The following is a 1,740-nucleotide window of genomic DNA, read 5'->3' as shown; positions in this document are numbered from 1 at the left end:
CTTGTCAAGTTTGTCTAACTTATCAGTATATTCTTTGAGATTTTTTTCGTAGAATTCCTTGTTGCTAGGGTCTTTAGCGCTCAATTGTTTTGCGATGTTTTTAGCAAAAATCATACCGTTTTCAAGGTTAAGCCAAGCGTGTGGGTCTTCTTTGCCTTTTTCGTTTTGGCCTTCAAGATAGATAACATCAACGCCTTCGCTGACTGCAAAGTAGTCTTTGTTTTCAGTTTTCTTGGCATTTTCTACCAATTTTGTAAACCAAGCATTGCCACCTGTTTCAAGGTTGATCCCGTTATAGAAAATCAAATCAGCTTGAGATGTTTTCTTAACGTCTTCAGGAAGTGGTTCGTATTCGTGTGGGTCTTGACCAACAGGAACGATACTGTGAAGATCAATCTTGTCACCAGCAATATTTTTAGTAATATCAGCGATGATTGAGTTTGTAGCAACAACTTTTAGTTTTTGACCAGAAGCTGCATCTTTTTTTCCGCTAGCACATGCTACAAGAGCAATGACAGAAAGAAAAAGAACGAGTAATGTACCTAATTTTTTCATTAGATCCTCCAATTTATTGGGGCTTTGCCCCTTATTTTAACAAATGTTTATTTTTCAGTTTCAAATATCGTTGTTTTGGAGCGATAAAGAAGCTAATAAGAAAGAAACTAGCAGCTGTCAGCACGATACTAGAACCTGCCGCAACGTTAAAGCTATAGCCGATAAAGAGTCCCAAAACTGAAGCAGTAGCTCCAAAGGTTGAGGAAAGGAAAATCATGCTTTTCAGGCTATTAGCATAAAGATAAGCAGTTGCAGCTGGGGTAATCAGCATGGCTACAATCAGGATAGTTCCGACACTTTGCATGGCTGTCACAGACACGAGAGTCAAGAGTACCATGAGAAGGTAGTGATAGAAATTGACAGGCATTCCCATGGCTTTAGCCAAGAGTTCATCAAAGGATGTTATCAAGAGTTGCTTGAAGAAAATCCAGATTAACAAGAGAATGACTGCCCCAACACCCATAGTAATAAACATATCCGTATCTTGGACGGCCAGGATATTACCAAAAAGGATATGGAAAAGGTCAGTAGAACTTTTAGCGACACTAATCAAGATGATACCGAGGGCTAAGAAAGAAGAAAAGGTAATGCCGATGGCGGTATCGCTTTTGATAATCGAGTTCCCCTTGATGTAGGTAATGATGATGGCAGCTAGCAATCCAAAGACAATGGCTCCGATAAAGAAGTCAACGCCCAAGATGAAGGAGAGGGCTACACCTGGTAAGACAGCATGTGAAATGGCATCTCCCATGAGTGACATCCCGCGTAGAATGATGAAACATCCTACAGCTCCAGCTACGACCCCGACGACAATGGCTGTTATCAAGGCATTTTGTAAGAAATGGAATTTTTGTAATCCATCGATAAATTCTGCAATCATAGGTCACCTCCATTGAAAAAGAGTCGATTACCGTAAGCTTCTTTGAGATTGGCTTCGGTAAAGGTTTCTTTGGTTGGACCAAAGGCAATCACTTCTCGATTGACAAGCAAGACTTGATCGAAGTAGTGGGGAACTTTGCTGAGGTCGTGGTGGACGATGAGAACCGTCTTCCCAGCTTTTTTCAGATCTCTCAGCGTATTCATGATGATTTCCTCACTGACAGAATCAATCCCAACAAAAGGTTCATCCAAGAGGATATAGTCGGCTTCCTGCACCAAACATCTGGCAATCAAGACCCGCTGGAA

The 1,740-nt window shown here is 41.1% G+C and carries 2 protein-coding genes and 1 pseudogene; all 3 read right to left on the bottom strand.

Annotation, left to right across the window (positions count from 1 at the left end):
• A partial coding sequence (locus QZ359_RS02665) for a zinc ABC transporter substrate-binding protein (RefSeq protein ID WP_293958025.1) occupies positions 1–555 on the bottom strand: 555 nt, incomplete at its 3' end.
• A gap of 31 nt (positions 556–586) precedes the next feature.
• A complete protein-coding gene (locus QZ359_RS02660) occupies positions 587–1,435 on the bottom strand; it encodes a metal ABC transporter permease (protein WP_033682180.1) in 849 nt (282 codons plus the stop codon).
• Positions 1,432–1,740, bottom strand: a pseudogene (locus QZ359_RS02655) (metal ABC transporter ATP-binding protein); the annotation flags it as partial. The pseudogene QZ359_RS02655 and the gene QZ359_RS02660, both read right to left, overlap by 4 nt.

The organism is Streptococcus sp., from assembly GCF_019414905.1.
GTDB lineage: Bacteria > Bacillota > Bacilli > Lactobacillales > Streptococcaceae > Streptococcus.
Note: the sequence above shows the minus strand (reverse complement) of the source record. Positions and strands in the feature narration are given on the sequence as shown.